Origin of the sequence: Polaromonas sp. (genome assembly GCF_031411155.1) — a bacterium.
Classification (GTDB): domain Bacteria; phylum Pseudomonadota; class Gammaproteobacteria; order Burkholderiales; family Burkholderiaceae_C; genus Polaromonas.
On record NZ_JANOAL010000316.1, the window covers coordinates 1 to 6,483 of the forward strand.

General features: G+C 63.3%; 6 protein-coding genes. 2 read left to right on the forward strand and 4 right to left on the reverse strand.

All coding sequences use genetic code 11. The features are described 5' to 3' along the window. Positions 1 to 144 precede the first annotated feature (144 nt). The 4 genes from RMO23_RS18525 to RMO23_RS18540 form a co-directional block, all read right to left on the reverse strand. Positions 145 to 894 (reverse strand): electron transfer flavoprotein subunit beta/FixA family protein, encoded by a 750-nt coding sequence (locus tag RMO23_RS18525; RefSeq protein ID WP_309684370.1) that lies wholly within the window; start codon positions 892 to 894, stop codon positions 145 to 147. Positions 895 to 1,128: 234 nt separating this feature from the next. After that, the gene (locus RMO23_RS18530) at positions 1,129 to 2,529 is read right to left on the reverse strand and encodes a mechanosensitive ion channel domain-containing protein (protein ID WP_309684372.1); all 1,401 of its coding nucleotides are present in this window, start codon (positions 2,527 to 2,529) and stop codon (positions 1,129 to 1,131) included. Next, positions 2,508 to 3,314 carry an enoyl-CoA hydratase gene (locus RMO23_RS18535; protein WP_309684375.1) on the reverse strand — a complete coding sequence of 269 codons (807 nt, stop codon included), beginning with the start codon at positions 3,312 to 3,314 and terminating at the stop codon, positions 2,508 to 2,510. The genes RMO23_RS18530 and RMO23_RS18535 overlap by 22 nt, the downstream gene beginning before the upstream one ends. Positions 3,315 to 3,323: 9 nt before the next feature. After that, a complete protein-coding gene (locus RMO23_RS18540; RefSeq protein ID WP_309684378.1) occupies positions 3,324 to 4,277 on the reverse strand; it encodes a histone deacetylase family protein in 954 nt (317 codons plus the stop codon). A gap of 31 nt (positions 4,278 to 4,308) precedes the next feature. Here RMO23_RS18540 and RMO23_RS18545 point away from each other — a divergent pair, with 31 nt between their 5' ends. Together RMO23_RS18545 and RMO23_RS18550 are read left to right on the forward strand one after the other, a co-directional pair. Continuing rightward, complete coding sequence (locus RMO23_RS18545) at positions 4,309 to 5,229, forward strand: MoxR family ATPase (protein WP_309684380.1); 921 nt, start codon at positions 4,309 to 4,311, stop codon at positions 5,227 to 5,229. 20 nt (positions 5,230 to 5,249) lie between these two features. Continuing rightward, positions 5,250 to 6,269, forward strand: a complete 1,020-nt coding sequence (locus RMO23_RS18550; RefSeq protein WP_309684382.1) for a DUF58 domain-containing protein — start codon at positions 5,250 to 5,252, stop codon at positions 6,267 to 6,269. The last annotated feature ends 214 nt before the right edge of the window (positions 6,270 to 6,483 follow it).

Below are 6,483 nucleotides of genomic sequence, written 5' to 3' on the forward strand. Positions count from 1 at the left end.
GTCGTGTTCGGCAATTACCAATGCAGTCATTTTTTGTTCCAAAAAATTATTCAATCAGTTGAGGACAGAGCTTGTTCACTTCGTGTAACTACGGTCTTTCCCGCAAAGTTATCGACTTGTAGCTGCGGTCTTTCCCGCAAAGTTTCAGATGACTTTCGCTTCGTTTTTGAGTTTGTCCACCAGCGCCGCCACGTCGGCCACCTTGATACCGGCGCTGCGCTTGGGCGGCTCGCTGACCTTGAGGGTTTTCAGGCGCGGCTTGACATCGACGCCCAGGTCTTCGGGTTTGAAGTTGTCGAGCTGCTTTTTCTTGGCCTTCATGATGTTGGGCAGCGTGACATAGCGCGGCTCGTTCAAACGCAAATCGGTGGTGATGATGGCCGGCAAGGTGATGGACAGCGTTTCCATGCCGCCATCGACCTCGCGCATGACGACGGCCTTGCCGTCGGCCACATCCACCTTGGAGGCAAAGGTGGCTTGCGGCCAGCCCAGCAGCGCGGCCAGCATCTGGCCGGTCTGGTTGCAGTCATCGTCAATCGCCTGCTTGCCCAGAATCACCAGTTGCGGCTGTTCTTTTTCGACCAGGGCCTTGAGCAGCTTGGCCACGGCCAGCGGCTGCAGTTCTTCGGCGGTCTCGACCAGGATGGCGCGGTCCGCGCCTATGGCCATGGCGGTGCGCAGGGTTTCCTGGCACTGCAGCACGCCGCAGCTCACGGCAATCACCTCGGTCACGGCGCCTTTTTCCTTCAGGCGCGTGGCTTCTTCGACGGCAATCTCGTCGAAGGGGTTCATGCTCATCTTGACATTGGCGATGTCGACGCCAGTGCCGTCTGATTTGACGCGGACTTTGACGTTGTAGTCGACTACACGCTTGACGGGTACCAAAACCTTCATGACGGGGCTCCAGAGTTTATTGATTAACGTTGACGTTGACGTAAAGGTAAGCTTTGCATTCTATGCTGCGGCATTCATGGTGCGCCCAACCGGGCCGCCAGGCGAGGATATTCGTGGCGGTCGAAAAAAAAGAACGGTCGTTCTATTTTTTGAATTATAAATCGCGGAAGCTGTGGAATTAGAGCACCCTACCCAACAGAATGGAAACATTGCGCAACCAACGCCCGGCAAGGCTCAGGCGGGAGTGGCTGGCCTTGTCGGGCCGGCGGGTGCAGCAGCCTCGGCCGGTGCAGCCGGTTCACCCGGAATGGACCGCGTGTGCAGCACCCGCTGCGGGTACGGAATCTCGATCTTGTGCTCGCGCAGCGATTGCAGCACCCGCAGGTTGATGTCGGAACGCAGGTTTTGCTGGCCGTTTTCCGGGTCGATGATCCAGTAATTGAGCGTGAACTCCAGGCCATCAGGGCCAAAGTTGGTCAGGGCGGCCGAGGGTTCGGGGTCACGCAGCACGCGGCCTTGCTTCTGGGCGGCAGCCTTGAGCAGGCCCATCACCAGCGCCGCATCGCTGTCATAGCCGACCGACACCACGGTGGCCTGCAGCACCCGCGAGTCGGTCAGCGACAGGTTTTCAATCCGGTTGCTGATGAACATCTCGTTGGGCACGATGGACTCGCGCCCCGATGCCGCGCGCACCACGGTGTAGCGGGCGTTGATGTCGGTGATGCGGCCCTCGAAGCTGTCGACCCGCACGTTGTCGCCAATGCGCACGCTGCGCTCGGCCAGCATGACAAAGCCACTGACATAGCTGGCCGCCAGCTTTTGCAAGCCAAAGCCCACGCCCACGCCGATGGCGCCGCCCAGCACCGACAGCGCCGTCAGGTCTATGCCCACCGACGACAGCGCCAGCAGCAGACCGACAAACATCAACACCACGCGGGTCGCGTTGCTGATTGCCTTGCGCAGCGACAGCTCGCTGCCGGTGGCCTGGCGCAGCAGGCGCGCCTCGATGGCGGAGGAAATCCACAGCGTGATCAGCAGCACCAGGGAGGCGGTCAGCACACCTTCGAGCAGGGTGCGCACCGACAGCGTCGAATTGCCCACCTTCCAGTGGATGTTGTCAAGCTCCTCCAGGATCACCGGCAGCAGGCCGCTGACCCACAGCACCATGGCAATCCAGGCCAGCCAGGAGATGGTGCGCTCCAGCGCGGCGGCCCAGGGCGCTTTTTTAAACGCCACCTGCAAGACCTTGGCGCCGAGCCGGATCAGCGCCAGCGACAGCAGCACAGGAATCGCCACCTTGAACACGGCCAGCGGCGCCACCCGGGCCAGCAACGCCTGGGCCGCGTAGCCAAACGACAGCAGCAACAGCGGAAACAGCACCCCGTCAATAATCCGCCGGCCAAAAAGAATCGATGACTCGTTGTCGGCGACCCGGCGTGCCCGGCTCGCCACGCGCGCCACCAGCCAGGCCAGCAACACGCAGACAATCAGCGCGGCCAGTTCGGTCAGGGCCGTGGGCTGGGTCAGCGCCGCAAACCAGGCATCCAGGGTGTCAAAGCGGGCCGCGGGAGGTGATGAACGGGCGGGGGAAGTCAAGGACGTGGAAGCAAGACTCAGGATGCCGGCGCTGGCCATTCGGGTTTCCTTTTATCGACGAAGGCCTGCACGCCTTCCTGTGCCACGGCGTGGGCCATGTTGCAGGCCATGGTCTGCCCTGCCAGCTGATAGGCGGCCCGCACGCCGGTTTCGCGTTGTTGGTAAAAAAGCGCCTTGCCCATGGCAATCGCCTCGCGGGGTTTCAGCAGGATGGACTGAACCAGTTTTTCGACCTCGGCATCGAGCGCCTCCAGCGGCACGACCCGGTTGACCAGGCCGCGCACCCGCGCCTCGTCGGCGCTAATGAACTCGCCCGTCAGCAGCATCTCCATGGCCTGCTTGGCCGGCATGTTGCGCACCAGCGGCACACTGGGCGTGGCGCAAAACAGGCCCACGTCGATGCCGTTGACGCCAAAGGTGGCAGGGCTGGCCGCCACCGCCAGATCGCATTGCGCCACCAGCTGGCAGCCGGCGGCCGTGGCCAGGCCCTGCACCTGGGCGATCACCGGCACCGGCAAATCCTGAATCGCCAGCATCATGCGGCTGCACTGCGCAAACAATTGCTGGTAATAGGCCAGCTCGGGGCGGGCGCGCATTTCCTTGAGGTTGTGGCCGGCGCAAAAGGCCTTGCCCTGCGCCGACAGCACCACCACGCGGGCAGAGCCGTCACGCGCAATACCATCCAGCGCACCCTGCAGCGCGGCCAGCATGGCCTCGCTGAGGGCGTTGAACTTGCCGGGCTGGTTCAGCACCAGCCGGTGCACCCCGCGCGCGTCGTGGGTGTGCACAACGGGCAAGGCCAGGTCGTCGGTCGATGCACTCATGAATAACTCCTACAAATCGGCCAGCACGCGGATATGCGCTTCCACGCTGCGCGCCAGCGCCCGCAGGTTGTAGCCGCCTTCTAGCGATGACACGATGCGCCCCCTGGCATGGCGCTTGGCCACGTCCTTGATGCGCATGGTGATCCAGGCGTAGTCCTGCTCGACCAGGCCCAGCTGGCCCAGGTCATCGTCGCGGTGGGCGTCAAAGCCGGCGCTGATAAAAATCATCTCGGGCTTGAAGGCTTCCAGGCGTGGAATCCACATGGTTTCGATCATGTCGCGGATGTCCATGCCCTTGGTATAGGCCGGCACCGGAATGTTGACCAGATTGCTGGCGTGGCTTTCGGTGCCGCTGAAGGGGTATAGCGGATGCTGGAAAAAACTCAGCATCAGCACCCGGTTATCGCCGCGAATGATGTCTTCGGTGCCGTTGCCGTGATGCACATCGAAGTCCACAATCGCCACACGCTTCAGGCCATGGCGCTCCAGCGCATATTTGGCGGCAATCGCGATGTTGTTGAAAAAACAAAAACCCATGGCCTTGCCGCGCTCGGCATGGTGGCCGGGCGGGCGCACCGCGCAGAAGGCGTTTTCCATCTCACCGGCAATCACGCTGTCGGTGGCCGCCAGCGCGGCACCGGCCGCGCGCAGGGCGGCGGTCCAGGTGTGCACATTCATGGCGGTGTCGGGGTCGATCTGGGCGTAGGCCGGCCCCCCTGCCTTGATGTCGTCGGCCAGGCGGTCACTCAGGCCGCGAATCGCCGCCACCATCATGCGCTCATGCGCCAGCTCGATGTCGCCCAGCGGCGCCAGCGGCGCGTCGCGCCGGTCCAGCGCGTCGGCCACACCGGTGGCCAGCAGCCAGTCTTCAATCGCATCGAGCCGCTCCGGGCATTCCGGGTGACCCTCGCCCATCTCGTGCTTGCGGCAGTCTTTATGGGTGAAATATCCGGTGGCGTTCATGGCGTTGAAATTTTCGGTTAACGTCGTAACAATGCAAGTCAAAGAAAAGCTTCAGGCACTTTTAAATCAGCTTAACACGGTCATTGTCGGCAAGCCGGCGCAGGTGCAGGACTGCGTCGCCTGCCTGCTGGCCGGCGGCCACCTGCTGATTGAAGACGTGCCCGGCGTCGGCAAAACCACGCTGGCCCATGCGCTGTCGCGCTCCTTCGGCCTGCAGTTCTCGCGGGTGCAATTCACCGCCGACCTGATGCCCAGCGATTTGTCGGGGGTGTCGATTTACGAGCGCCAGAAGGAAAGTTTTGTCTTTCACCCCGGACCGGTGTTTGCCCAGGTGCTGCTGGCCGACGAGATCAACCGCGCCAGCCCCAAGACCCAGAGCGCGCTGCTCGAAGCCATGGAGGAAAAACAGGTCACGGTCGAGGGCGAAACCCGGCTGCTGCCGCTGCCGTTTTTTGTGATTGCGACGCAAAACCCGTATGACCAGCTTGGCACCTATGCCCTGCCCGAATCGCAGCTGGACCGTTTTCACATGCGGATTTCGCTGGGCTACCCGGATCGCGCCGCCGAGCGCGAACTGCTCAGGGGCAGCGACCGGCACGAACTGCTGGTAAAACTGCCGGCCGTGCTGGCACCGCACGATTTGCTGGAACTGCAGCAGCAGGTGATGCAGGTGCACGCCGCCGAGCCGCTGCTGAACTACCTGCAGGACCTGATTGCCGCCACCCGCTCGGGCCGCTGGTTTTTGCAGGGCCTGAGCCCGCGCGCCGGCATCGCCATCATGCGGGCCGCCAAGGCGCAGGCCTTTTTAAGCCACCGCGACTACGTCGCGCCCGATGACATCGCCGCCGTGCTGCCGCAAACCGCCGCGCACCGCCTGATTCCGGTCAGCGACGCGGGCCGCGGCGCGCTGGAGCAGGTGCACGCCATGCTTGACGCCGTGCCACTGCCCTGAGCGAGCACCAGCAGTTCGCCATGGCGACCCGGTCCTTCATGCCCCGTCCGCTGGCGCGCCTGCGCAGCCGCATGCAGACCTGGTTCGAGGCACGCCTGCCATTGACCGACAACGTCACGCTGACCCAGCGCACGGTCTACATTGTGCCGACCCGCGCCGGCTGGATGCTGGGCATCACCTTGCTGGTGCTGCTGGTGGCGTCCATCAATTACCAGCTCAACCTGGGCTACCTGCTGACTTTTTTGCTGGCCGGTAGCGCCCTGGTGGGCATGCACGTGTGCCACGGCACGCTGCGCGGGCTTGCTATGCATTTGATAGCGCCTCATGCGCATTACGCGGGGGCTAGCGCTACTTTTGATGTCAAACTGACGAATGCAAGGGGTTCCGCGCGACACGGCATTGGCCTGAGCGTGCTGAACCCGCAGGATGTCGACAAAAAAAAAGGCCGCGAGCGGCACTGGGCCTGGACCGATGTGCCGGCGCAGGGCAGCAGCGTGGTGCAGGTCGCTTTCACGCCGCCCCGGCGCGGCCTGCACCGCCTGCCCACGCTGACCGCAGAAACCCGTTTTCCGCTGGGCACCTTCCGGGTCTGGACCGTCTGGCGGCCCGCCGCGCAGATTCTGGTCTATCCGCTGCCTGAACCGATGCAACCGCCCCTGCCGCCGGGCGAGCCGCGCTCGTCGGGCGCAACGGCAGCCGCCCGGTCCCAAAGCACCGGCGAATTTGACGGCGTGCGCGGCTACCGGCGCGGCGACCCGATGAAGCTCGTGGTCTGGAAGAAGGCCGTCAATATTGACGAGCAGGGCAACGGGCTAATCGTGCGCGACACCCAGCAGGCGCAGCGGCATGAACTGTGGCTGGACTTCATGCAGGCGAGCACGGCCGATACCGAACACAAGCTGTCGCGGCTGTGTGCGTGGGTCTTGCAGGCCGACAAGTTGGGGCTGGACTATGGCTTACGTTTGCCTGGGCTGGAGATCAAGCCTGGCAGTGGAGAGGCGCACAAACGGCAATGTCTGGAGGCGTTGGCGCTATGTTGAGCGGCTTAATAAGACTTGCTTGTTCTGCCCACCGTGGTGTTTTACGACCGGAGGCCGGGATGTCGCCCCGGCGGGCGAGTTACTTTTCTTTGCTTCGCCAAAGAAACCTAACGAAAAGAAAGGCGACCCTGCTGTCTGCGACCCTTCGCTGCGCTACGGGCACCCTGCGGTGCTCAGTCCAGCCGGGGTCTCGTGCAAACTCGCCTGCGGCTCA